The sequence below is a fragment of the Funiculus sociatus GB2-C1 genome, assembly GCF_039962115.1.
Lineage (GTDB): Bacteria > Cyanobacteriota > Cyanobacteriia > Cyanobacteriales > FACHB-T130 > Funiculus > Funiculus sociatus.
The window spans coordinates 134,242-160,140 of record NZ_JAMPKJ010000005.1 but is presented as its reverse complement, the minus strand read 5'-3'; the positions used below and the strand labels follow the sequence as shown (position 1 = coordinate 160,140).

The 25,899-nt window shown below is 43.7% G+C and carries 15 protein-coding genes; 5 read left to right on the top strand and 10 right to left on the bottom strand.

Translation table 11 applies throughout. The features are described from left to right. Both NDI42_RS28880 and NDI42_RS04460 read right to left on the bottom strand, forming a co-directional pair. Window positions 1-157, bottom strand: a 157-nt coding sequence (locus tag NDI42_RS28880; protein WP_431191428.1) for an IS1/IS1595 family N-terminal zinc-binding domain-containing protein, incomplete at its 3' end; no start/stop codon positions are given. 130 nt (window positions 158-287) lie between these two features. Next, window positions 288-2,237, bottom strand: a complete 1,950-nt coding sequence (locus NDI42_RS04460; RefSeq protein ID WP_190452906.1) for a patatin-like phospholipase family protein — start codon at window positions 2,235-2,237, stop codon at window positions 288-290. A gap of 670 nt (window positions 2,238-2,907) precedes the next feature. Between NDI42_RS04460 and NDI42_RS04455 the strand changes: the two genes are divergently transcribed. Beyond that, entirely contained in the window at window positions 2,908-3,918 is a 1,011-nt protein-coding gene (locus NDI42_RS04455; RefSeq protein WP_190452950.1) for a 1-acyl-sn-glycerol-3-phosphate acyltransferase, read from the top strand. A 253-nt stretch (window positions 3,919-4,171) separates the two neighbouring features. On the opposite strand, the gene mtnA is transcribed toward NDI42_RS04455, so the two are convergent. Next, window positions 4,172-5,230 (bottom strand): S-methyl-5-thioribose-1-phosphate isomerase, encoded by a 1,059-nt coding sequence (mtnA, locus tag NDI42_RS04450; RefSeq protein ID WP_190452904.1) that lies wholly within the window; start codon window positions 5,228-5,230, stop codon window positions 4,172-4,174. Between the two features lie 127 nt (window positions 5,231-5,357). Continuing rightward, window positions 5,358-7,265 carry a 1-deoxy-D-xylulose-5-phosphate synthase gene (gene dxs / locus NDI42_RS04445; RefSeq protein ID WP_190435852.1) on the bottom strand — a complete coding sequence of 636 codons (1,908 nt, stop codon included), beginning with the start codon at window positions 7,263-7,265 and terminating at the stop codon, window positions 5,358-5,360. A gap of 444 nt (window positions 7,266-7,709) precedes the next feature. Between dxs and NDI42_RS04440 the strand changes: the two genes are divergently transcribed. The 3 genes from NDI42_RS04440 to NDI42_RS04430 all read left to right on the top strand — a co-directional run bounded on the left by NDI42_RS04440 (window position 7,710) and on the right by NDI42_RS04430 (window position 14,004). After that, window positions 7,710-10,544, top strand: a complete 2,835-nt coding sequence (locus NDI42_RS04440) for an ATP-binding protein (RefSeq protein ID WP_190452901.1) — start codon at window positions 7,710-7,712, stop codon at window positions 10,542-10,544. A gap of 161 nt (window positions 10,545-10,705) precedes the next feature. Further along, window positions 10,706-12,154, top strand: coding sequence for an ATPase domain-containing protein (locus tag NDI42_RS04435; RefSeq protein ID WP_190452899.1), 1,449 nt, complete (start codon window positions 10,706-10,708; stop codon window positions 12,152-12,154). Between the two features lie 251 nt (window positions 12,155-12,405). Next, window positions 12,406-14,004 (top strand): sensor histidine kinase, encoded by a 1,599-nt coding sequence (locus tag NDI42_RS04430; RefSeq protein ID WP_190452897.1) that lies wholly within the window; start codon window positions 12,406-12,408, stop codon window positions 14,002-14,004. A gap of 161 nt (window positions 14,005-14,165) precedes the next feature. Here the strand turns inward: NDI42_RS04430 and NDI42_RS04425 are convergent, their stop codons facing one another. From NDI42_RS04425 to NDI42_RS04410, 4 genes are all read right to left on the bottom strand, one after another. Next, on the bottom strand, window positions 14,166-14,777 hold the full coding sequence (locus tag NDI42_RS04425) for an HD domain-containing protein (protein WP_190452894.1): 612 nt from the start codon (window positions 14,775-14,777) through the stop codon (window positions 14,166-14,168). Window positions 14,778-14,861: 84 nt separating this feature from the next. After that, window positions 14,862-16,334 (bottom strand): glycolate oxidase subunit GlcD, encoded by a 1,473-nt coding sequence (glcD, locus tag NDI42_RS04420; RefSeq protein ID WP_190452892.1) that lies wholly within the window; start codon window positions 16,332-16,334, stop codon window positions 14,862-14,864. A gap of 8 nt (window positions 16,335-16,342) precedes the next feature. Beyond that, window positions 16,343-16,540, bottom strand: coding sequence for a hypothetical protein (locus NDI42_RS04415; protein WP_242017555.1), 198 nt, complete (start codon window positions 16,538-16,540; stop codon window positions 16,343-16,345). A gap of 261 nt (window positions 16,541-16,801) precedes the next feature. Next, the gene (locus NDI42_RS04410; protein WP_199311057.1) at window positions 16,802-20,380 is read right to left on the bottom strand and encodes a PAS domain S-box protein; all 3,579 of its coding nucleotides are present in this window, start codon (window positions 20,378-20,380) and stop codon (window positions 16,802-16,804) included. 714 nt (window positions 20,381-21,094) lie between these two features. On the opposite strand from NDI42_RS04410, the gene topA reads away from it, so the two are divergent. Further along, complete coding sequence (topA, locus tag NDI42_RS04405) at window positions 21,095-23,428, top strand: type I DNA topoisomerase (protein ID WP_190452888.1); 2,334 nt, start codon at window positions 21,095-21,097, stop codon at window positions 23,426-23,428. 136 nt (window positions 23,429-23,564) lie between these two features. On the opposite strand, the gene trpD is transcribed toward topA, so the two are convergent. Together trpD and aroF are read right to left on the bottom strand one after the other, a co-directional pair. Next, window positions 23,565-24,593 (bottom strand): anthranilate phosphoribosyltransferase, encoded by a 1,029-nt coding sequence (gene trpD / locus NDI42_RS04400; protein WP_190452886.1) that lies wholly within the window; start codon window positions 24,591-24,593, stop codon window positions 23,565-23,567. Window positions 24,594-24,778: 185 nt separating this feature from the next. Beyond that, on the bottom strand, window positions 24,779-25,840 hold the full coding sequence (aroF, locus tag NDI42_RS04395; protein ID WP_190452885.1) for a 3-deoxy-7-phosphoheptulonate synthase: 1,062 nt from the start codon (window positions 25,838-25,840) through the stop codon (window positions 24,779-24,781). Window positions 25,841-25,899: the final 59 nt, after the last annotated feature.

The window sequence follows — 25,899 nt, the reverse complement described above, 5'->3', positions numbered from 1 at the left end:
ACATTTTCAGACACAGTTGCTTGACATCGTTGGAATACTGCCAAGGTCGGTAATGGTCGAGGAACTGGCGACCACAGTGCTTGCATTTGTAGCACTGCCTACCTTTACGGTGAGCGTTCTTAGATACCTCAGTTGCGTTACACTTTGGGCATTTCATCTTAGACAAGGGTGAGACAGGTCAATTATTTTAGTCTATAAATAACATTATCCTTTCAGCAACGCCATAAGCCTTATCTATTGTAGGGTGGGCATCTTCCCCGCCCTTGCTTTGGCCGACAACAGATTTCTCAGCTTCCATTCCCAAACATCATCTTGTGCATTCTCTCAACCATATCGGTTAAACCGATAAATAAAGTTGCCAAAATCTCCAGAATTGCCAGTAATAAAATCGCTGAAAGTTTCACAACTCCCAAAACGAAAAGCCAAGCCAAACCAATAATTTTTGACTCTGTTACCACAATTCGCAGAGCGCGTAAACCCATCCTGGCAATTCTAATCTTTTGACTAAACTTCAAATCTGCGGGTTGAGGATCTTTATCAAGAAGATACTTCTGGGCATCCCTGACCAACTCCTCAATTTCTGCTTCGGAAATTTCTACATTACAGTGTTCGTGCAGCCAGGTAATACCGCAGATTCGACCTAGTATAAAATCATGATCGCGATAGCGTTTATCGAAAAATCCCCCGAAAGCACCCAGAAAATCTGAAGCTAATAATGCCGCTGCGCTTCCTTCCTGAAGCGAAACTTGAATATTGTTTGGTAGATTTGCATAGATTGGTTTCAGTCGGCTCAGATTTGGATGCTTTTCTGGTTCAGCAATTTTGCCAATAATTGCTGGAGTAATCGGGCGAAGATTAACGTGTCGATAAGGTATCGATTCCTCCAGCTTTTCCTTGATCTGGGTTATATTCTCAACACCCTGATATTGGAGCTTTTCTAGCAATTCCTGCTTTGCTTGCACTAACTCATTCCGTTTTTGAATTTCTTTGAGTCGCATTGAGTCGTGTTCTGCTTTTGGCAATGTTAACCCCTTTATGCCAACTTCCAGCATTGGGAAGTATCCTTGTGTTAGTCTTTCGTCACTTTTTAAGTTCTCCACAGGAATTGGACGAATATAAACGTGCAACCTTTCTGTATTGCTTGAGGATTGTTGTGCCGTAAATTCCTGACGGAACTGTTGACGCGAGTTACCGTTATTATGTATCTTTCTTAAACGTAAATCATGTTCAAGGTCAATTCCCTTCAAAATTGGTAAACCATCTAAAATGCCGCCGTCAGTGTACAAAAACATTAAGTCTGTATCGCTGTTTTCGGTTCTTGGTATAGCTCCTAATCCTTCTTTTTTCAGAATTTTAGGATTAAGAGTTGCAAAGTAATCATCGCTGAGATTTTTCAGATTGTGGCTAGTAATATCTGAATGATCCCAAATCGGAGGGAAAGCGATAGGAAAAGCACCTGAAGCTCTACCACCTATAACGGCTTTCTCCCACATCTTATTCATCTTTTCTTGGTCGAGTTTAGAATGAAAAAGAAATTGACGAGTTTCAGAACTAGCGATCGCTTCTATTTCTTGCTCAACCAAACCCTGCGAGTCTGCAAGAGTTACTTTCTCCAGAAGTCCCTGTAAGTTTGTCAGCGTCATCAACAATGCTAAGGGCTTTGTATTGTCTGTTATTTGCGGCGGCTCTATCACAAGTTGGGCAATTTTCTTTATTGCTTCTCCAGACAAAACGCTTAAGTTTGTTCTATTGCGTTTTTGTTGGGGAGTAGATTCTGAGTATTTATTTTTTTTGAATAATTTAAAAATAGCTCTCCGAATTGGGCTAGAGCTAACTTTGTATTTTTCCAAAGTAGATTCAAAGCTATCTACGAAACTTTCTATAGTAGCTTTGTATCCATCTTTGAAACTAGATAGCATCACAGCAAAGCTGTCTATTTGTTCAATATCAGCTTGTTCAACCCAGGCTTGATATAACGGGCTTTTATGCGCTTCATCGGTAATTTTTTCCAAGTTTATGTATTTAGATGGTGGCGCTACGTTTCCATTTAGTAGACAGTAGGCAGCGATCGCGCCCGACATTGCCCCCGCTGAGGAGCCTGTGATAATATCAATGATGACTTTAGGTTCAGGCTTTACTGCTTCTTTCGTCAGCTCATAAAAAACTCCTGCCATATAAGCGCCTAATGATATACCGCCAGAGCAGTTGAGGGTGATGAGTTTGGGGGTTGTTGTCATGTTTTTATCCTTGTACTAAATTTAAGGGTACAAAATAATGATGTTGTAAAATGCGCTCTACTTTATGGTTGCTTGTGCTTCCGGAAGAATTATTATTTTGTTATATTTGGAAATAATATTGAGCAGGTAAAGTAGTGATCGCTTAATATAATTTGTAAATTAAATTTACTTTTTTATAGAAAAACATCCTCCCAAGGAAAGAAATTCAGAATTGTCTAACAGAATTTGGAATGGCTATTTGCCGATAAGCCGAATGTGTTGGTTGCTGGAAATTTGGTTTGGTATCCGTATCCACAAAACTTATCGCTAACATGGTTCTAGCACAGCTTTACTTCCAGTTGAGCTTTTAAAAATATTTTGTCAGCCATTTGCTAAAGCGAAGGTGCTAGAGACAGCTTCCCTTGTCAAGCTTCTATAGACATAGTAAAAAATTCCTGCCAAGTGTACATTTACTCTAAGCCTATCTATAGTCTAAATTTGTTTATTCTTAAAATTACTTGTTGTGTAAAATATTTTCAACTTTTTGTCGATTTACTGTCTGGAATCAGGTTAGTTTTGCCAAAATGTAGAAAACAGAGATTGGTTGAATAGCTAATCGTCTCAACAGACGTATGCTTGTTAAGAGCGTGACTCGCTGGTGTATGTTGAAAAGGTCAAGATTGAGGATGGCATGGCTAAGTGTTCTCAAGATTATCGATGGAATTGGTTCGATTGGTTTTGTCTGTGGTATCCTCCAGGCTGGCTGATTTTATTCAACCGTCACTGGCAACACTATCATGTAGATCCTGATGGTTGGAATTGGTTGGAGTATGGATTATTTTTGATTCCTGGGGGATTTTATCTAGCGTTGCTGATTCGTTGGGTACGTCTTGGTTGCCGTTCTCCGCGCTTTTCAAAAGGGCAGTTCGACCCCAATTATCAGCAAGCTTTTCGAGATGAAGTTCTCGCTCCTATTGTGAAATACTATTTTCAAGGAGAGCTACAAGAACTAGAGAATTTGCCTCAGACAGGCCCATTAATTGTAGCGATGAACCATGCTGGGATGTCCTTCCCTTGGGACATCTTAGTATTAGGTACGCTCTTGAGTCAGACACGGGGATGGAGTATGCGATCGCTTGCGGGTATATCCTTATTTGAGCATCCTTGGGTGATTTGGTGGCTACCTCCCGGATGGTCAAACGTTCTGGGTGGTGTAAAAGCTCAAGCTGATGATTTTGAAGCGGCAATTGCCCAGAAAACAATTTTACTTTATGCGCCGGAGGGTTTGCGCGGGCCTGGGAAAGGTTGGCGAAAGCGCTATCAGCTAGAAACGTTTCATCCCAGTTTTATTAGATTAAGCGATCGCTACCAAATTCCAGTTCTGCCAGTTGTTTGTATTGGTAATGAATCTTTACATCCTTGGGCTGTTAATCTTAAAAAGTTAGCCAGAGTTTTCTATCTACCTTTCTTGCCTATTTCTTTTTTAATGTTTGCCTTCATTCTCTTCCCCTCAATGGGCGTTTGGGCGATGAGAACCAAGTTGCGTTATTATGTTCAACCTATGTATAAAACTTGGTCAATAGAAGATACTCCAGAGCCAGAAACTTCTGTAAGAGAAGAGAGAACAGTTGCTTATCGACAAGCACAACTATTACAAGAAAAAATGCAAAGTCAAATTAATAAATTTTTAGCAGAAGTGTAATTGTTAAAAGTAAATTTAGGTAGGGTTAAATCACATCTTGCACCAAGCTCTCAAAATAGAATTATTAGAGCTATTACATTCCCAGCCCACCTGTATTGCCTAACTGAAAATCAACGGTTTTGTAACCTGATCTCGTCAGATTTCGTTTGTGTAGCTGCCGTTGCAACCGCCTGGTGCAAGATATGAGGTTAAAGTAACTAAAACCCAACCATTTAATCCCTTGGTTGGGTTAAGCGAAACCTAACATACAGCTCTAAACCAATTGCTTTTCCCGAAAATGTTTTAACTCAGCAGGGGCAACTGCACCATGTTCTGTAATAATTGCTGAAATTAATTCAGCAGGAGTGACATCAAAAGCAGGATTATAAAACTCTACGCCTGCGGGAGTGAGAATGGTATCCCCAACTTTATAAATCTCAGCCGGATCGCGCTCCTCAATAGGGATTTCCTCGCCAGAAGATAACTCAAAATCAATCGTTGAAAGAGGTGCTGCTACAAAGAAAGGAACGTTGTGAGCTTTAGCCACCAATGCCAAACTGTAGGTGCCAATTTTATTAGCCGCATCACCATTAGCGGCAATTCTGTCAGCACCGACGACGACAGCATGAATTAAACCTTGTTTCATACAATGAGCCGCCATACTATCAGTAATGACAGTGACGGGGATGCCTTCTTGGACGCATTCCCAGGCTGTAAGTTTGGCACCCTGTAAACGAGGGCGGGTTTCATCGGCAAAGACTCGCATCAAACGCCCCTCGCGCCATGCAGAACGCACCACGCCCAATGCCGTGCCATAACCTGCGGTTGCCAATGCTCCGGCGTTGCAATGAGTAAGAATAGTTAGTTTATCAGGGTTGGAGGGTAAAACTTTTAAACCGTTGTCGCCAATTGCCTGACAGGTTTGCAAGTCTTCGGAATTAATCGTCTGAGCAGTTTTTAGTAAAATGGCTTTGATTTCTGCTACGGTTCCTATGGACTCGTAGGCGGTTCTCATCATTCGCGCGATCGCCCAAAATAAATTAACCGCAGTTGGACGAGTTTGACGCAACATCTGAGCAATTTGCTCTAACTTAGTCAAAAACTCATCCCGGTTTTCGGTTTGAATTTCCGTTGCTCCCAAATACATTCCATAAGCAGCAGCAACACCAATTGCAGGTGCGCCTCGCACAATCATAGTTTTAATCGCCTGCCCCATATCCTCAGAGCAGGTAATTTCCACAAATGTGTACTCGTTGGGAAGGCGATTTTGGTCGATTAATAAAACGCGGTCTTGGTTCCAAATAACCGGATAAACTTGGTTGGTGATAGACATATCAGTTGGGTAGTTAGTGTGGGATGCAAAATCAAAGATTTAACGCAAAGGGTCACTGAGGTAATGGCAGAGTAACGCTAAGAACCTTTGCATTGCTCTGCGCTTCCCTTTGCGTTAAAAAACCTTCTTAACCGCCAACTGCTGACAGTTGAGGGCTAAAAGATTTTCGGACTCTTTCGGCAATTTGCGGCGGTGTCAATCCCAATTCTGCCATAGACTGATCTGGCGTGGCGTGGTCTACTAAGACATCGGGTACGCCAATTCGCATCACAGGCACTACGACATTATTATCTAGGAGAGACTCCGCGATCGCGCTCCCAAAGCCGCCCATCAAGCAGCCTTCTTCTAGCGTCACAACCCGACCAATTTGCTTGGCAAGGGGCAAAATTAACTCAGTATCAAGAGGCTTAGCAAAGCGGGCATTGATCACAGTGGCTTCTATCCCATGTTCGCTCAGAATTTGAGCTACCTGCATGGTTGGGTAAACCATTGAACCATAGCCTACCATCAGCACATCATCCCCTTGCCGCAAAATTTCTCCCTTACCGATGGGCAAAGCTTCCCAGCCTTCTTCCATCAAGGGAACGCCGTAGCCGTTGCCGCGAGGATACCGCATCGCAATCGGGCCATCGGTATAATTCACTCCCGTCACCACCATTTGCTGCAACTCTGCCTCATCTTTGGGTGCCATCAACACTATGTTGGGAAGGCAGCGCAGATAGGCGATGTCATACATCCCCTGGTGGGTGGGGCCATCAGCGCCCACAATTCCCGCCCGGTCAAGGCAGAAGAAGACAGGCAGGTTTTGAATGCAGACATCGTGAACAATCTGGTCGTAGCCGCGTTGCAGGAAGGTTGAGTAAATCGCAGCAACAGGGCGCATCCCTTCGCAAGCCATTCCTGCCGCTAAGGTGACGGCGTGTTGTTCCGCAATGCCAACATCGATGTATTGCTGGGGCAGTTTGCTGGCGAGTTTGTCTAAACCTGTTCCTGTTGCCATTGCCGCTGTAATGCCAACAATTTTCGGGTTGTTCTCAGCAAGTTTCACCAGCGTGTGGGTAAAAACTTTGGAGTAGGCGGGAGGTTTTGGTTTGCTGGAAGGGATGGCTTTGCCAGTGGCAAGGTTAAAAGGGCTTTGGGCGTGGTAGCCTACTTGGTCTTTCTCGGCTATTTCGTACCCTTTACCTTTCACGGTTGCCACATGAACCAGCACTGGCCCTGGCATTTTGTGTGCCTGCTTGAAGGTGGCAATCAGTTCCTCCAGGTTATGACCATCCACTGGCCCCATGTAGGTAAAGCCGAGTTCTTCAAACACCGCCCCTACTTTGGGAACTGCCAGCCGCTTCATTCCTTCTTTCACCCTTTCCAGTTCTGGGGAGAGGGATTCGCCGACAAAGGGAATATGTTTGAATTGTTCCTCTAAGTTGTCTGTGAGGAATTGCATCGGCGGGCTGAGGCGCATTTTGTTGAGATAGCGGGGAATTGCGCCCACATTGGGCGAAATTGACATCTCGTTATCATTCAGCACTACCAGCAAATTAGTTTTCGGCAAATGTCCGGCATGGTTAATCGCTTCTAATGCCATACCGCCAGTAAGTGCGCCATCGCCAATCACGGCAACCACTTTGAAGTTATCGCCTTTCAGGTCTCGCGCTACAGCCATGCCCAAGGCAGCTGAGATACTGGTCGAAGCGTGACCTGCACCGAAGTGATCGAATTTACTTTCACATCGCTTGAGATAACCAGCAATACCGTCTTTTTGCCGCAGGGTGTGGAAGTTGTCGTACCGCCCGGTAATTATTTTGTGCGGATAGGCTTGGTGTCCGACATCCCAGACTACTTTATCTCGGTCTAAGTCGAGAGTTTGATACAGCCCTAATGTAAGTTCCACGACACCCAATCCTGGCCCCAAATGTCCACCGCTGGTGGCTACAGTTTGGAGATGCTTTTCCCGGATTTGACGCGCAATTTGCTGGAGTTGACGAATTGATAGACCGTGCAACTGGTTAGGATGGGTTATTTCACTCAGGTGCATTCCAAGTTTCCCTATAAGCTTAAGGATCGGTTTTTACTTATCTTTTTTACTGTAATGGATTTAGGGGTATTACCATTTTTGATTTTGGATTTTTGATTGCGAAATCCTAGCCTGTAGCGAGTTTGGGGAAATCAAATGCTGCAAGTATAAAACGAAATAGTCTACCCAGGCGGGTCGGTGCTTCATCCACCTTCATATAATGCGGGTGTTCTAACACAACAGGTGCCTTCTGGCTTGACTCTTAAGGGCTTTTTGAGGAAGCGTAGGACGGAGTCCGAGGCGAAGCGATCGCTATCAGCGTAGGTGCGTAGCGCTATTTCATTTCATCCTCAGTGTATTTACTAATGTTGCAAGCCCCTGCCATAGCCTAACCTAACAAAAGTACGTCGGCAGTTTTAAAAATATATTTAAACTTCCATAAAGCTTCACAAACTTTAATTACTTATGTCCCTATCTCACCATAAGCAAAGAGCGATTATTGCTTTTTTTATTTTGATTGCAGCAGCATATGCAGGCAATTATTTCAGCCTTCCGCTCTTTTTTGGGGTAGATTGTGTGTTCGGTAGCATTGCCGTTTTGCTCGCGGTGCGCTTTTTTGGCACCATATGGGGAACGCTGGCAGCCATTATTTCTAGCAGTTACACAATTTTACTCTGGCATAATCCCTACGCTGCAATTAGTTTGATTCTTGAAGCTATGTTTGTGGGTTGGCTGTGGCACCGCAAGCAATACAATATAGTGCTGCTGGATGGTATTTATTGGCTGCTGATTGGTATGCCCTATTTGTGGCTGACTAATTTCGGTATCATGCACGTAAATGCCACTCAAACACTGTTAATTGTGCTTAAAAGTTATGTTAATGGTGTTTTTAACGCCTTAGTTGCCAGTTTGATCATCGCTTATTTACCAATTCATAAATGGGTAGGTCGTCCAACTGTCAACAATAAAATATCTCTCCAACAAACTTTATTTAACTTGTTAGTTGCATTTGTATTTTTCCCAGCGCTGATGCTCATGGTCTTGGACGGACAGCGCGTCTACAGCGATATTGATAATAATATTCAAGTCGAACTCCAATCCACTTCGGCACACATAGCTTCTGATATTCAACATTGGCAAGACCAATATCTGAATGGGCTTAGTGAACTAGGAAAGATTGCTGTTGAGTCTGATATGGAACCATCAGATATGCTACAGCAAAGCACAATACTTATGAAGCGGATGTTTCCGGCTTTCGATAATTTGTATGTGGTTAATAGCTCTAAAACTATCATTGCCTCTTACCCAACAGCTAATCAATCTCAAAATTCAAAGATAGGTGTAGGTGTCCTTAATCAATCACTTTTGCAAAAAACGAAGGCTACTTTGCAACCCTCAAAGATTAATGTACATATCAATCCGATTTTGCTGATTCCCCATCTTGAGTTGAGCGTACCAGTGGTGATAGGCGATGTAGCTGAAGGCTTCACTTATGGTTCTCTAAATTTGAGCCACATCAGCCAACTACTTCAATTGCATGCTGCTCATAAAGATATTCAAATTACGCTGCTTGATAAGCAAGGGAATATCGTTGCCAGCACTAAGTCAGATCGGTTGCCAATGCAAGTTTTTGAGCTCAGCAAAAGGGGGGAGCTCCAGTTAAAAACTGATACTATTTATCAGTGGCTACCAGTTAAGGGTAATATGCCTCTTTTGACGCGCTGGTATAAATCTTTCTACGTGCAGGGAACTATAATTAGCGGCAAGATACCCTGGACTTTAGTTGTGGAGTTACCCGCCGCACCACATGTCAGTTATCTGCAAAATTTTTATATTAAAGACCTTGCTATCATGATACTAATTTCCGGTTTAACACTGCTATTGGCAGTTAAAATCAGCCGGCGATTAGTCAGTCCGCTCCTTAATTTAGCTTATGTTACTAGCAATTTACCGGATAAATTATTAGAACAAGAAAAAATTAATTGGTCGTTTAGTTCAGTGATAGAGATAGACTTGCTTTCGCGAAATTTCAAGTTGATGGCGATCGCGCTCAAGGAGAAATTTCGCGAAATCTGTATCGCCAACGAAACCCTCGAAAAACGAGTCACTGAGCGCACAGGAGAGTTGTTGCACACGAACCAACAATTAGCGATCGCGATCGCAGAACATAAACGCACGGAAGAAGCTTTGCGGGAAAGCGACGAACGGTTCCGTCAGATGGCGGAAAATATCCAAGAAGTCTTTTGGATGAGCAACCCCGATATGAGCGAAACTATCTATGTTAGTCCCGCCTACGAGGAGATATGGGAACGTAGCTGCGAGAGTTTGTATGCGAACCCTAAATCTTGGTTAGACAAAATTCATCCGGAAGACAGGGAAAATGCGATCGCATCTTCGGCAATACACTCTCACACAGAATACAACATCGAGTATCGGCTGGTGCGTTCTGATGGCTCAATCCGCTGGATCTGGGATCGTGGTTTTCCGATTCGCAACCAAGCTGGAGAAATTTACCGTATTGTGGGTATTGCCAAAGATATCACTCAGCGCAAAACCGCTGAACAAGAAATTCGTTATGCACTCTTAAAAGAAAGACAACTCGGCGACCTGAAATCTCGCTTTATCACCACAGCATCCCATGAGTTCCGTACCCCGCTAACCACCATCCTCATGTCTGCCAAATTGCTCGAAAGGTTCAGCCAAGTTGCAACTGAGGAGAAAAAACGCATGTATATTAATCGAATTGAAGTAGCCACCAATCAGATGACTCAGTTATTGGATGGCGTGCTGCTGATCGGCAAAGCAGAAGCCGGGAAACTAGAGTTTAACCCAGCGCCAATGGATCTAGAACAATTTTGTCGGGAGCTGGTGGAAGAAATGGAACTCACTGCTGTTCATAAGTATGCGATTGTCTTTCAGACACTGTTTGCTAACGATTTCCTCTGTGAAGACGACTGTACTACCACCTGTTTAGATGAAAAACTGCTGCGGTACATTCTGAACAATTTGGTCTCGAACGCCATGAAGTATTCACCCCAAGGCGGCAAGGTTTATTTTGACTTAATCTGCGGACAAACAGAAGCAATTTTCCGGATTAAAGATGAAGGCATTGGTATTCCGGAAGCTGACAAAGCACAATTATTCGATTCCTTCCATCGGGGTAGCAATGTCAGGAATATCTCTGGTACAGGATTAGGATTGTCAATTGTCAAACAGTGTGTAGACTTACATGGGGGGAAAGTTACTTTTCACAGTGAAGTCGGAGTAGGTAGCACGTTTATCGTGACGCTGCCATTATGAAAAAGGCAATCATGCAGCGATCGCGCACGTTTAAGGGCGCATACTAACAAATCAAGACAGAGTGATTGTTCTACTTGCAGCCTAGTGTGAATTTTATATACAAAAACGGCGTGATCGCTTCTAATAATAAATTAGTATTCTAACCCCAGAGAAACAGATCAATGCTGCAAGATCGGCTATCCACAGGCATTTCAGGTTTAGACGAGGTTCTGCATGGCGGTCTTGTCCCAGCTTGCTCCTATCTAGTGCGAGGCGGCCCCGGAAGCGGCAAGACCACGCTCGGACTGCACTTTCTGGCGGCGGGCATAGTCAATGGCGAAAAAACTCTTTACATCACACTGGGCGAATCCGCCGAGCAAATCGGCACTAATGGCGATCGCCTTGGCTTTGACATGGAAGGGATGACCTTCCTCGACCTCAGCCCCACTTCTGAATTCTTCACAGAAATTCAGACCTACGACATCTTCTCGCCAGCTGAAGTAGAACGAGAACCAACCACGCAAAAAATTATTGAATCTGTAGAAACCCTCAAACCAAAGCGAGTGGTTCTGGATGCGATCACCCAGTTCCGCTACTTGTCAGCCGATGCCTTCCAGTTCCGCAAGCAAGTGCTTTCATTTATCCGCTTTCTTTTAGAACAAGGTGCAACGGTAATTTTCACCTCCGAAGGCAGCGAGACAGCACCCGACGACGACTTACAATTTATGAGCGATGGGGTAATTAACCTCAACCACGATGCCGAGGGACGTACCCTTAACATCACCAAGTTTCGCGGTTCTAACTTCCACAGTGGTTTGCACTCGATGCGGCTAACCAATAAAGGGATGGGGGTCTCCCCCCGTCTACAGCCGGAAGTTTACAAACGGGAATTTGCCGTTCAAAGCATTCCCTCCGGCGTACCGGAACTGGACGAACTGCTGCACGGCGGGATAGAGCGGGGTACTGTCACCATTTTTACTGGCTCCACTGGTGTCGGCAAAACCACCATTGGTTTACAGTTCATGAAAGAAGCGGCGGGAAGAGGTGAACGTTCTGTCGTCTACTGCTTCGAGGAACCAGAGGAAATTTTGCTGCATCGCTGTGAATCGATCAATATTCCGGTTAATGCCATGAGCGATCGCGGTACCCTTTCAGTCATTCCTGTGGAACCCCTGTACTTCAGCCCTGACGAGTTCGCCAACATGGTGCGTCAGGAGGTAGAGCAGAAAAAAGCTCGGATTGTAATGATTGACAGTGTTGCTGGCTATCGGCTTTCCCTGCGGGGAGAAGATTTGATTAGCCACCTGCACGCTCTGTGCAAGTATTTACAAAATATGGGCGTAACGGTGATTTTAGTCAACGAACTGGAAACAATTACCGGAGACTTCCGGGCGACGGATGTTGGCATCAGCTACATGGCAGACAATATCATTTTCCTCCGCTACATAGAGGTTCAAGGTGAGCTGCGTAAGGCAATCGGGGTGCTGAAGAAACGGATGTCTGACTTTGAAAAGACGATGCGCGAAATCGAGATTACTCGTTATGGCATCAAGGTGGGTAAGCCACTGACAAATCTGCGCGGAATCTTGAGCGGTGCGCCGGAGTTTATCGGTAAGCAGGAAATTGAATGAGGAAAAACTGTTGATGTAACGAACGCAACCATCGCAACACAGAACTGTTGGCTCAACTTTTGGTTAAGGAAGGATAGCAGACTATTGGCGCTACCAGTGGAATCGGCAAATATCCTTTGATAATCTCGCCTAAGCAAAGCGCTGTTATTGGGCAACAGTGCATTGCCCACAGCGGGGGGAGTATGCTAGGTAAAACCACTCGCAATCAAAGAATTTTTTATATTTATTAAAAGTCTGTTGGGAGAATGATCATGGATCGGATTTTGCTGCTTGTAGAAAACAAACAGAACCGCCGCCTGCTGTCGGAGTGGCTGGTGATGCGCTACGAGGTAATTTCACCAGATTTAGAAGTCGCAAAGCAAGAGCCGGATTTTCTACTAGCGCCATCTTTCGATTTATGTATTGTATGTGGGCGATCGCTTGATCAATTCTGGGAATCGGTGCAACGAATACGAGAGCTTCAGCAGCCTGTCTTTCTCCCATTTCTCCTAATTACTTCAGGTGCTGATGTGAGGATGGTAACGCGACATTTGTGGCAAACCATTGATGATTTGATTACTAAACCTATTGAAAAGGTGGAATTGCAGGCGCGGGTAGAAATTTTGTTGCGAAGTCGTCAGTATTCACTGAATCTCAAAGCCGCGAATCAGGAACTGCAAAGCGAAATTGTCCACCGTCAGCAAGTAGAGGCAGCATTGGCTCAAAGTGAAGCCAAATTCCGGGCGTTGGTGCAAAATTCTTCAGATGTAATTAAAGTTTTAGAGGCGGATGGAACCATCACTTATGCCAGTCCTTCAAGTCAAATGGTTTTAGGTTTGTCTAGAGAAGAGCTGGAAGGAACAAATGTTTTTGATTATATTCATCCTGATGATTTAACAGAAGCGATCGCTACTTTTAAGGCAAGTTTAACTAGTCCCGGCGAAACGCAAATCTCCGAATATCGTTTTCGTCACCAAGATGGAAGTTGGCATTACCTGGAATCTAAAAGTACCTTTTCAAATACTGAAACCACTTTAAGGGGGATTGTTGTCAATTCAAGAGACATAACTATTCGCAAACACGCTGAAGAAGATATGCTCGAAACTTTGGAAAAAGAACGAGAGCTGAATGAACTTAAATCCCGTTTCGTAGCAATGGTATCCCACGAGATTCGCAATCCACTAAACACCATTCTAGCTGCAACTCAAATCCTAGAAAATTATAGCGACAAATGGTCTGTAGATAAGAAACGCGAATTTTTTGAGCGAATCAAAAAGAATGTCAAAACTATGACCGCGCTATTAGATAATGTTTTGATAATCGGTCGCTCCGATCAAAGAAGATTAGAAGTCAAACCAGTACCTCTCGATCTGGAAAAATTTACCCGCAATTTAATAGAAGAAATCAAATTAAGTACAAGTTGCAAACACATAATCACCTTTGAAAAACACACTAATGAAGCCTGTGTCAATCAAAGTCAATGTATAAGCGTTTGCCTAGACGAAAACCTGCTGCGGCACATCCTGACTAATTTGCTTACAAATGCGATTAAGTATTCCCCTGAAGGCAGCACTGTTCGTTTTAAGTTGCTGTGTCAGAATGAACAGGCTATTTTCCAAATTCAAGACGAAGGTATTGGCATTTCGCCAGAAGATCAACAGCAACTTTTTGAATCATTCCAACGAGCTAGTAATGTCAGAAATATTCCCGGTACTGGGCTAGGATTAGCGATTGTCAAAAGGTGCGTAGATTTACAAGGAGGCAATATTGCCGTTACCAGTGAAATTGGGGTAGGCACGACTTTTACCGTCACTCTGCCATTACAAAACTCGGTATTGATGGACGCAAATGATATTGTGTCAACGCTATAAAAAGCTATTGGCTTTTAGAACATGAGGAATAGGATTCTGGTAATTGTCTTTCATTATTCAGGAAATTTTCCACACATTTATTTTTCTGAATAGCAGAAGCATCCTTGATAGGATAACTTCCCCGGATTAAGCGATCGCTCTTACCGCTTTCCATAACATTTTCATAACAATCCTATTTCTTCTTTAATATTTTGCCTAGCTTTTTGTTCTAAAGCGAGAAACATTTTTTCAGTAAAATATATTCTTTCTCGCTCTAAAAAGCTCTGCAATACTTGTTTCCTACCCGTTCGATATTTTTCAGGCGAGAGCCATAAATATTCTTTTCTAATTAATTGAGCATATATTTTGTACTTAGAAGGCGATGCTCCTAATATAGATAGATCCGCATCCAGAAAAATTTTGCTGTCAATACTATCTATATCTTGGTGATATTTTGTTTTTATGATCAAGGAATATACCGCCTCTATGGTTGATGAGGGAATATTTAGTGCGTTTAAAATGGTTACTGCATATTCTGCACTTTTTTCTTCATTATCGTTAGCTTTAGGGTTATAAATTGCATCGTGAAACCAAACTGCAAATTCAATAGCTGCATAGTTTTGGGATAGCGATCGCAGATTGTTAATTGTTGCTAAAACTTGTTCTATATGCTCCAGAGTATGATAATATGTACCAGCACTAGAGTAAGCCTGGAATAAATCAAGCAAAACTTTCTGACCAACCTCTTGTTTAACCTGAAACGGTTGTAGTAAAGACTCCCATCTAGATTGCATAAAGCATCTAGATGGATCTAGATCGTAGCGTGATCGCATATTTCCCCAAATTCTTTAGCTAATCATTTGCTCTTTGCCAATGAATTAAAATAGTTCAACTGACTCAAACTGCTTTTGAGAGTGAGCGTATGCAGCTTCGCCACAAGTACGCGGCGTGGGGAATATTTTACCTGGATTTGCTAAACCTTTAGGATTAAAAACTTCACGCACAAATTGCATCGTTTCTAAATCTGTTTCGGTAAACATTTGCGGCATATAGCACTTTTTATCGGCACCGATGCCGTGTTCTCCAGAAAGGCTACCCCCCACTTGTACGCAAAGTTTGAGAATTTCTCCGCCTAATTCTTCCACTTTTTCTAACGCTCCTGGCAGGGAATTATCGTAAAGAATCAGCGGATGAAGATTTCCGTCCCCAGCATGAAACACATTAGCGATACGATAGCCGTATTTTTGACTCAATGCTTCAATTTCTTGCAACACAAATCGCATCTGAGTGCGGGGTATTACGCCATCTTGCACGTAATAATCCGGGCTGAGCTTGCCTGCTGCTGCGAAGGCTGCTTTACGTCCTTTCCATAATTTTAGGCGTTTTTCTGGCTCGTTAGCTGTGGTAATGTTACGCGCCCCATTTTTGGTACAAATTTCAGCAATGCGGTGTTTATTGGCTGCAACTTCTACTTCTAACCCGTCTATTTCTACTAACAGTATTGCTGCTGCATCTCTAGGATAACAACCTGTTGCTACAACGTCTTCTACAGCGTTGATGCTGAGGTTATCCATGATTTCCATACCACCAGGAATAATTCCAGCGCTGATAATATCAGACACTGCTGCACCAGCGTCTTCAACACTGGTGAAATCTGCTAAGAGTACGCAAATTGATTCGGGTGTTTTTAGAATTCTTAGAGTAATTTCTGTGGCAATTCCTAGCGTTCCCTCAGAACCAACAAATAACCCGGTAATGTCATAACCAGGCATTTCCGGAATTTGTCCCCCTACATCTACAATGGAGCCATCGGGTAGCACCAGTTTTAAGCCCAAGACGTGGTTGGTGGTAACGCCGTACTTGAGGCAATGGACACCCCCGGAGTTTTCCGCCACGTTACCGCCAATGGAGCAGATAATTTGGCTGGAGGGGTCAGGAGCATAGTAAAATCCGGCACCGCTGACGGCTTGTGTCACCCAGTTGTTGATGACTCCTGGCTGCACGACGACTCGCTGATTGTCCAAATCGATGTTTAGTATTTTCCGCATAAGGGCGGTTACAATTAGCACGCAATCCTCTACAGGTAATGCTCCACCGGAAAGTCCGGTTCCTGCGCCGCGTGCTACCCAAGGCAGAGAAAAGCGATCGCATATTTTCACCACCGCCGCCACTTCTTCTGTAGTTCGCGGTAGCACGACGAGGGCGGGTTTTTGTTTATAGCTGGCTAAACCATCGCACTCGTAGGTAATCAACTCTTCGCGGCGTTGAATAACACCGTTTTTGCCGACGGCTACTTCAAATTGTTTGATAATTTGTTTCCAGCTTTTCTGTTGTTTATCTTGGGTTATCATGGGTGTCTCTACGTCTGCGAAAGTCCTTTTTGAACAACCTGTTTATAAAAATCTTCAAGACCTGCTACACAAGTTTTGTCGTCATAAAGATAGTCATGGCGAGCCTTGATTGTTTCTGCAACATCGCGCCGCCAAACTGGGTCTAAACCCAACTTTACCGCAATATCAATATATTCTGCTTCAGTTTGAGCAATTGTCTCTGTCACTCTTAACATTCTGAGGAAGCTATAAGAGTGAAGACCTCGCATAAATTTCCCAGGATAGGTGACGACGGGTATATTAAGAGAGGTTTTCCAAAGCTAAGGTGGGTTATGGTGGTTGGCATTATTGTATAATTACGATAGCTAATTATAAATATATTAGGCAAAATCATTAAGAAATTTTACCATAACCTGCTACAGCAGCTGCGGTGCCGCAGCTGCTGCTAGGAAGGGGAAAGAGCCCGATCGCTACCGCTGCTCTTGCGGCTAATTGAGAATTTCGTGCAAGGCTTTTAATAACTCTTCTGCTGTGAAGGGTTTAGACAAAAATGTTTTTATGTTGCTACCTATGCTTGCAGCCAGTTTATGATTTGACACCAGCCCGCTGACAGCAATAATCTTGAGAAGCGGGTTAATTTTTTGCAAGGCGCGGATGGTTGTCGGGCCATCCATAGATGGCATCATCATGTCAATCAACACAGCGCTAATTTCCAATCGGTGTTGTGCGTACATCGCGATCGCTTCAATACCATCACTTGCAGTTAACACCCGATAGCCGTAACTCTCTAGGGATGTTTTTGTCACTTCACAAATTGACTCTTCATCATCAACAACTAGAATCAATTCTCCGTTTCCTGTAGGTAGTTCGTGACGCTCTTCGTTTTCTTGATCTGTTTCAGTTGTCTCTATTGCTGGTAAATACACCTTAAATTGCGTTCCTTTTCCTACTTCGCTATACACATTAATAAAGCCGCCATGCCCCTTAATGATACCAACAACTGTTGAAAGACCCAGACCAGTGCCTTTTCCAAGTTCCTTGGTTGTGAAAAATGGTTCAAAGATTCTATCTAATATTTCACCAGGAATGCCCATACCACTATCCACGACAGTTATCACAATATAAGCACCAACTTGGGCATCTATATTCATCCGAGCATAGTTTTCATCAATGAATAGATTTTCAGCAGTAATACTCAAACTACCGCCATTTGGCATCGCATCGCGAGCATTAACACAGAGATTCATTAAAACTTGATGTAGTTGTGTGGCATCTCCAGAAACAGGCCACAGGTCTATCATCGATACATCAGTGGAAATTTCGATTGATTTAGGAAAGGTTTGCTTGGCAATTTTCTCTATTTCATAAATCAGATGCCCTACTTGCAACATCATCCGCTCACCTTCAACTCCTCGCGCAAAAGACAGAACTTGCTTAATTAGCTCAGCACCACGCTTAGCATTTGTTTCTAGTAGCGTCAATATCCGCTGACTACGCTCATCGGGAAGCACCATTTCTAAGATTTGAATTGATGCCAGAATTGGCGTTAGTACGTTGTTCAAATCATGAGCAATACCGCCGGCAAGAGTACCGATACTCTCCATTCGCTGAGCGCGAAGAAACTGGTTTTCAAGTTTTTTCTTTTGAGTAATGTCAGTGTCAACAGTGAGGATTGATTTTGTTTTCTCTTCTTCATCGCGGACAAGTGTCCAGCGGCTAGCGACAATAACTTCCTTACCGTTTTTGGTAACTTTATGCAATTCTCCTTGCCACTCACCCTTCTCTAGCGCAATATTTTGGGCTTCTAGGAGCTGATTTGAAGGATATTTGTAAAATAGATAATCGGCATTTTTTCCGATCGCTTCTTCTGCCTTCCAGCCATACACTGCCTCAGCGCCTTTGTTCCAGAACAAGATTTTATTGTCCAAATCTTGAACTAGAATCGCGTCTGTTACTACATCGAGTAAAGCAGCTTGTTGGCGGATTTTCTGTTCTGACTGCTTGCGTTCGGTAATGTCTGTATGGGAGCCGGCCATTCGCGCAGGATTTCCCTCTTCATCCCAAAGAGCTTGTCCCCGATCTAGAACCCATTTGTAGGTTCCATCTTTGCACAGTAATCGATGTTCGCTGATATAAAACGGTGTTTTTTTAGCAAAGTGATCTTCTATTAATTGTGTCATAAATGCAATATCATCTGGATGGACTCTTTCCCTCCATTCATCTAAATGGTTGGCAATTTCACTTTCTTCATAACCCAGCATTTCCTTCCATCGTGCTGAGAGGAAAACTTCATTAGTTTTTACATTCCAGTCCCAAATGCCATCATTATTGCCGCGCAAAGCTAATTGCCAACGTTCTTCACTTTCTTTGAGTGCTTTTTCAACCCGCTTCCTCTGGGTGATGTCATTAAAATAAACCGATAAACCTTCTTTAGAGGGATAGGCATGGACTTCAACCCAGGTATTTAACAATGGGTAAAATTCCTCAAATTCAACAGCTACTTGTTCCGCTATTACTTTGTGATATTGATGGAAGAAAACTGAGCCAACAGATTCGGGAAATTTATCCCATATATTGCAACCGAGGACTTCGGCTGCTGCTTTATGTAAAATTTGTTCGGCTTGACGATTAAAATAAGTAAATCGCCATTCTTTGTCTAAGGTATAGAAGGCACCAGTGATACTTTCAAGAATGTTTTTCGTGCGGTTGCGTTCGGCTTCAGCTTCGGCGCGTGCCTCTTGTTGTCTGTTTAAAAGTTGGATGCGTTCTTGTTCAGCAGCAATGCGATCGGTAATATCTGTCTGAATACCGACAAAGTAAAGTAAATCACCTTTGTCTGAGAATACGGGAGAGATTTTTACTTCATTCCAGAATGGCTTACCATCTTTGCGATAGTTGAGGATGGTGGTTTTAACTTCTCGGCGTTGAGCGATGGCGTTTCTAATCAGCGCGATCGCTTCTTTATCTGTCCCATCTCCTTGCAAAAACCGACAGTTACGCCCTAACGTCTCTTCTGGCTGATACCCAGTCATCCGCGTAAAAGCAGGATTAGCGTAAATAATTGGGTTGTCCGGTTGGTTCGGATCTGTAATCACAATTCCATCTGAGACAAAAGCCACAGCACGCGCCAGTCGCAGATTTTCGTCAGCAGCTGCCTTAAGCGCTTCCTCAGTAACTTTGCGTTCGGTGATGTCGCGAGTAAAGCACCTTGTGTGGATAAATTTATCATTTTCCCACAACACGTTTGAATCAATTAGTACATGCTTAATCGAGCCATCTTTGCACAGCAGACGCGCCTCATAGTCATGCAGTGTTTCTTTTGCTTTTAACCGTTGGAGAATATCTTCTATTACCTCTTTGTCTGCATAGAACTTGGCGATATTCTGACCAACATACTCTTCCCAAGAGTAGCCAAGAAGATCCAATTCCGCCTGGTTTACCCAGAGAATTTCTCCATTTGCTCCCACCCAATGCAACCCAACGACTCCATTTTCTAAGAAGTCAAAAAGATCTTTTTCTCTAGTGCTTAGCTTCGCCTCAAGCGCCTTGGCGCGGGCGATATGGCGTTTTTCTTCAGCTAAATTACGCCTTAATTCTAGTTGGCTAACTACCTGACGGCTTAGCGCTTTAAGTGCCTCTACTTGTTGCGAACTCAGCTGCCTTGGTACAGTGTCAACGACACATAGTACCCCGCTCGTCTGCCCCTCTGGTGTAATTAAAGGTGCACCAGCGTAAAACCGGATATGGGGAGAGGAATTCACCACGGGGTGTGTGGCAAACTGTTCATCAGCCAAAGTATCAGGAATAATCAGAACGTCGCTCTTGTTGATACAAGCGGGAGATAAATCGATATCTCGCAGCACTTGGGAGATATCTAAACCCACCTTCGACTTGAACCACTGACGGTTCTCATCGAAAAGATTTATCAACGCTATTGGGGTTCCACAAATCTGCGCGGTTATTTGAGTAAGATCGTCAAAAGCTGCGTCCGGATCGGTGTCGAGAATCTGATATTGGCGAATCGCTTCCAGCCTCGCCGCTTCATTTTTTGGTAGTATATTGTTCATTTTATTATTCCTACTTTGACAAGAGCAAAGGGAGCAACCACCTTTAGAGCGATCGCTTGCTAAGTCATCGCTGATTTCTGTGACGCAGTGAAAAAGCATGAGAAATATTAAGCTATTAGCTACTCGATAAGTCTTATTAAAGTGTTCCCTTTTGTTTCAATGGACTAACGCTTCTGTTGAAGTCCTCATAGAAATTACACAATTCCTACAGACCTACAGATTCAACCACTAAGTAGAAGCGATCGCCTATGGGTACTCCCTAGTCGCTGGCTCTAAGAGTGATTTGCGTAGCTTGAAGATATAAATGGTGGTTTTGCTTCTTCCATTTTTGATTAAAATAGTTTATTCCTATATATTATTAATTTTATGCCATCCATCTTGAGGCGGATTATCGGATATTTATACGAAATATTTTCTTTTATAAAGATTATTATAGATTTATTTGAATGCCGTTTCGTTCATAAATAACAAATCGCAACATATCCCCCAACTCCCCACCTCTGGCAAATCCTCTCCTAACAAGAGAAGCGACTGATGATTGAATTAAAGGTAAGGCGATCGCACAGCTCAAAACAAATCGCCGCAGACCCAACTTGCCTGGTGAAATCTGGGAAAATAAGCTGAATAATGCTTATTTAACAAACAATTGCTTTTCTTAAATCTCTTTTTAAGCCGCATATAGCTTTCTTTAGCAGAAAAGAACTTGGAGCGACAATGAAGCTTGTTTTAATCGAATCGCCGGGTAAAAAAGAAAAATGGCAAAAATATCTTGGTAGTGGCTTTAAAGTCATGGCAAGTATAGGTCATGTCGTCGAATTAGCCAAAGATGGTGAAGATGCACTAGGGTTTGACATGACCGACAACCGGGTAATTTGCCGATTCGTTCCTCGCAGCGATCGCGCTAAAAAAGTGTTAGGGGAACTAAAAAAAGCTTCTTCAGCAGCAACAGAAGTAATATTTGCAACAGACCCAGATAGAGAAGGCGAATGTATAGCTTACCACCTAGCGCGAGAATTAAAAGTCAAAAACCCCAAGCGGGTTAGAACCAGCGAAATAACCGAAACAGCCATCAAAAAAGCAATTAAATCCCCCAGTTCCCTTGACCAAAATCTGATCAATGCAGCCTTGGGGAGAGCAGTATTAGACAAACTGGTAGGATTTCGCGGCTCAAAGCTGATTTGGTCGCTCAACAATGGAGCCAAATCAGTAGGTCGAGTTCAAAGTGCTGCATTACACCTGGTTTGCGATCGCGAAAGAGCGATAAAAGCCTTCGTTCCAGAAGACTATTGGAGCGTATGGGTAGATTACGCCGAAGGATTTCGAGCTTTTTACGCCGGACAAGTTAATACTCAAGACACGCAAGAATCAGAGCGGTTAGATACAACAGATGATTCGGAATTACCAAGCAATGAAAAAGAAACGGGAGCGAGAGTGCGATCGCAATCTCAAGCCGATACTCTAGTGCAAGCAGCTAAAACTCATCCTCATAGCGTACTGAGTGTAATTAGTAAGCAAGCAGTTAAAAACCCACCCGCAGCATTTACAACTAGCTCCCTACAGCAAGCAGCATCAACGCGGCTAAAGTTAAACCCGCAGAAAACAATGCACCTGGCACAGAAATTATACGAAGGCGGGTTTATTACCTATATGCGTACAGATAGCACAGCTTTATCAGCAGAATTTTGTGCTTCAGTGCGGAAGTATTTAGCCGAAAACGACGCAGAAAACCTTTCAGACAAGAGTGTAAAACATAAGAGTTCTAGTAGCTCTCAAGAGGCTCACGAAGCAATCCGACCAACAGAGATTACCCGCACGCCAGAAGTAATTAAAAATCAAGTGGGAGCCGAAGAAGCGGCATTATACGACTTAATTTGGCGGCGTGCCTTAGCTGCTTTGTGTCAAGCGGCTAAACTTTTAAAAACCCGCATACTTACTCAGTCAGGAAATATCACCTGGGTTGCATCAGGACAAGTTTTGCAGAGTGAAGGATATCTGCGTTACTGGAAAGATATTGCAGGAGACGTGGTATTACCTACCCTCAAACAAGGTCAGTCATTAACCTTGAAAAAGGCTGGGGCTGATAAAAAAGAAACTCAACCGCCACCGAGATATTCAGAAGCAAAATTAATTTCATTAATGGAAAAGTTGGGAATTGGCAGACCTTCCACCTATGCTCCGACTGTAGCAACTCTGAAAGAGCGGGAATATGTAATTGTCCAAAAGGGAAATTTGGTACCTACACCTTTGGGACTGGAAGTTGATGAGTTTATGGGACGGGCGTTACCGGATTTAATTAAGTCAGATTTTACCGCCAAAATGGAGCGAGAATTGGATGCGATCGCATCCGGCAAACTTGACTGGGAAAAGTACGTAATTAACTGGAACCAGGACTATTTTGCACCAGCAATATCTAAAGCAAAGCAGTTCGTAACACCTGCTGCAACGGGAGCTATTAAGCAAATCTCCAGCAAGAATTTTTATCCAGCTCAAGTTGAAAATAATAATTCCCCCGTTTCTCGTTCTTCCAGCAGCACAAAACGCGCTCCACAAAAATCTCGCTCTTTACCAAAAAGCGATTTTCCTCAAGTCACGGAAATCGTTTGTCCCAAGTGCAGTAGATTTTTGACCAAAGTTACTTCCAAATCTGAGAAAGTGAAAGCAGGTCACTTCCTAAAATGTGATGAACGTGCTGGTGGATGTGGTGCAGTGATGTTTATGAATGAAGGCACTAAAAAGTACGAATTACCTTACTCAGAACGTTCGGCAAAAAGCTCTGATTCAGAAAACTTGACAAGTTATTCTTGCCCGGTTTGTACTTCTTTTTTGGAAAAGTTTGGTTATTCCGACAAGAAAACCGGAGAAGCTAAAACAATGCTGAGGTGTTCTAATGCTGATAATAGGAAAGGTAGCTGTAAAGAAGTCGCTTTTTGGTGGACTAAAGAGGGTAACTGGTGGTCAAAAGTGTATGGGGAAATTGGAGAAAAGACTGTAAACTCCCGAAAAACAGTACCAAAAACCCGGTCGTCATCGTCTGCAAAACGAAAGTAGTCGGAATGCGATCGCGCAGAAATCGTTTCCTCTATTAGCTAGCAACTATAGCAATCCTATTTAAGTTTTGAGATGCCAGGGGTTCAGATCCCCGACTTCTTTACAGAAGTCGGGGATCTGACCTTCACTTACCTGATTAACGCCCATCTTGCATAGGTATGCACTCGTTAAGCGTACTCTTCTGTTCGGTCATCAGAAACTTGCGGAAGTGTTTAAAAAATGCTTCTATAGTTCCATCTGCTAATGCACGCTGAACTGTAATAATAGCCTTTTCCACAGTGGAATTTGGCTCGACTAGAGACAATGCAAATGCTGCATTTAAAGTTACCAAATCGACAATATGTTTCCGCCCCTGCCCGCTGATTATAGCTAAGAATTCAGCGGCATTAGCTGTAGCATCACCTCCGGCAATATCTGATACTTGCACAGTCGTCATCCCGAAATCTTCAGGTACGATTTCTTTTGTAGTAATGTTATCTTGTACCTCGATTATTTGGGAACTACCAGCTAAAGTAATCTCATCAAGTCCATCCGAACCAGTCACAACTAACGCTTTCACTCCGAGTTCAGATAAAGCTTCCGCAATAACGAGAGCTACTGATGGATTGCCACAGCCTACCATTTGGTGAACTGGTTTACTGGGATTGAGTAATGGCCCTAATAGATTAAAGACAGTAGGTTTTCCTACCTCAGATCGTGCAGCAGCGATCGCGCTAAAAGCAGGATGCCAATCACGAGCAAAAAGAAATGTTAATCCGGTATTCTGAAGACTCTCAACGGCGCGTAGTGTGAGCGCAGATAGGGAAATGCCTAATATTTCCAGTAGATCGAAAGATCCATTAGGTTTTACCGAACCGCGATTGCCGTGTTTAGCAACTCGAACGCCAAGGGCAGCAACAATAAACGCTGCCGTTGTCGAAACATTGTAGCGTGGCTGACGAACGCCTCCAGTACCAACTATATCGAGATCGACGCGACCAAAGTCTGCCTTTCGTCTTTTCTCCCAGAGGGAATCGCGATACCCCAGTAGTTCTTGGGGTCGTGCGTCCAGAATCGGTCGGGACTGAAGGAAGCTGACGATCTGATCGTGTTCAGCGTATCCTGACAACAGAAAGTCCATAACCTCGCAAGCCTGAGAACGTGTCGGGGGTATCGATAGTTTCATATATGGTTAGTTTTTCTAGAGACTTGCCTTCAAAGAGTGTAGTAGCGTGTCCAGGCTAAAGTGGTAGCGATTGTCTTACTCAAGGCGATCGCTACTATAGCAATCCGATCCAGAGTTATGAGATACCAGCCCTTCAGATACCCGACTTCTTAAAGTCGGGTATCTCGTCACGAATCATTTACAAATTAGACAAGAACTGGGGCAGGTTGAGGCCAGCGGTTCATAGCTTTACCAATGATGGACAATTCCTGCATTAGGCGATCGAAGCGCTCTGGAGTCAGGGATTGGGGGCCATCAGACAAAGCTTTAGCGGGATTGGGGTGAACCTCAATCATCAGAGAATCTGTGCCAGCTGCGATCGCTGCCATCGCCATAGAAGGCACATACTCCGCTTTGCCTGTCCCGTGGCTGGGGTCAATCATAATCGGTAGGTGCGTCAGACTTCGCAACACAGGTATCACTGACAAATCCAGCGTATTCCGAGAGTATTGTTGATCGAACGTGCGGATACCTCGTTCGCAGAGAATTACATTCGGGTTCCCAGCTGCTAACAGATACTCAGCTGCCATCAACCATTCTTCAATCGTGGCTGCCATTCCCCGCTTTAGCAAGATTGGTTTATTCTGCGCCCCCACTTTTTTGAGCAGCGAGAAATTCTGCATATTGCGAGCGCCTATCTGGATAATATCCGCTACTTCCGCTAATTTTTCCAAATCAGCAGCATCCATGAGTTCCGTGATGATACCTAAACCTGTCGCTTCCCGCGCTGCTGCCAGCAAACCTAGAGCGCTCTCACCATGACCTTGAAAAGCATAAGGTGAAGTGCGAGGCTTGTATGCACCTCCCCGCAAGAATTTTGCGCCAGCTGCCTTAACTCGTCGTGCTGTCTCGACGATCATTTCTTCATTTTCAACTGAGCAAGGCCCTGCCACAACTACCAGTGGATGGTTTTCTCCAAAATGAACAGGCCCGTTAGGAGTGGGTACCACTACCTCACTCGCCTCACCATGATGAAAGGCACGGCTAACTTGTTTAAAGGGTTTCTCAACTCGCAATACCTGCTCAATCCAAGGGCTAAGTTCTTGCAGTTGCAATGGATCTAATGTAGCGGTATTACCCACTAGACCTATTACAACCTTATGTTTACCGACGATTTTTTGTGATGTCAGCCCCCAAGAAGAGCTGAACTCTTGGCTAAGGCGAGCAATCTCCGCTTCTGGAGAGCCGCTTTTCATAATCACGATCATCTTTTAAGTCCCTGCTAATATGTTTGCGTACAAAATGTTCGGAAAATCGCAATTAGGCT